At 63.2% G+C, this 711-nt stretch carries 2 protein-coding genes; one reads left to right on the forward strand and one right to left on the reverse strand.

Going from position 1 to position 711, the window contains the following annotated elements:
* The coding region (locus AC1DTN_RS37820; protein WP_477925260.1) for an extracellular solute-binding protein at positions 1–300 on the reverse strand (300 nt) is incomplete at its 3' end.
* Between the two features lie 228 nt (positions 301–528).
* Here AC1DTN_RS37820 and AC1DTN_RS37825 point away from each other — a divergent pair.
* On the forward strand, positions 529–711 hold a 183-nt coding region (locus tag AC1DTN_RS37825), incomplete at its 3' end, for a winged helix-turn-helix domain-containing protein (RefSeq protein ID WP_477925261.1).

Raw genomic sequence — 711 nt, forward strand, 5'->3', positions numbered from 1 at the left:
GATCTGCTCGCGCAGCACGCCGCCGCCCCAGCTGTACAGCACGTTCGGCCGCTCGGGCGACTGCAGCAGCGTGGTCAGCTTCTTCTTGTACGACTCGTTCTCGAGATACTGGATCTCGACCTTGACGCCGGGGTGCGTGGATTCGAATCGACGCGCGATGTCGTTGAAGAACACGCTGACTTCGGGATTCTGGTCGACGTGCATCAGGCGAACCGTGACGTCGGCGGCCGCGGCCCCCACGCAGGCCAGGGCCGCGCTCACGGCGAGCGCCGCGCAGGATGCGAACTTGCGGAAGTTCATCAGAGTCTCCATTTGTATGTTGGCCGAACAAATGTGATCCATGGCGCGGCATGCGTCATCAGGGAATACGCCAAGAGGCTCCGAAACCCCTCGGACGGGCCGTTTTTGTGCGCCGCTCCCAGTAAACTGGTCAGAATCCGTCACGCCGGGACGAATCCGTGGGAACATTGATTCGACCAGCATTCATAACTTCGCGTGCAGCCGGCCCCGACCCGGCAAGAGCCGTCAATGTCCACAGCACCCATCAAGGGCGACCAGCACTTCGTCAAGAACCTCAACCGCATGTCGCTGCTGCGACTGCTGCGGGAGCAGGCGGGCATCTCGCGCGCCGACCTGTCAGCGCGCAGCGGCCTGACGCGCTCGACCGTCAGCCTCCTGATCAAGGAACTCATCGACGAGGGCTGGCTGGTC

This window comes from Rhizobium sp. 01T444, from assembly GCF_056398305.1.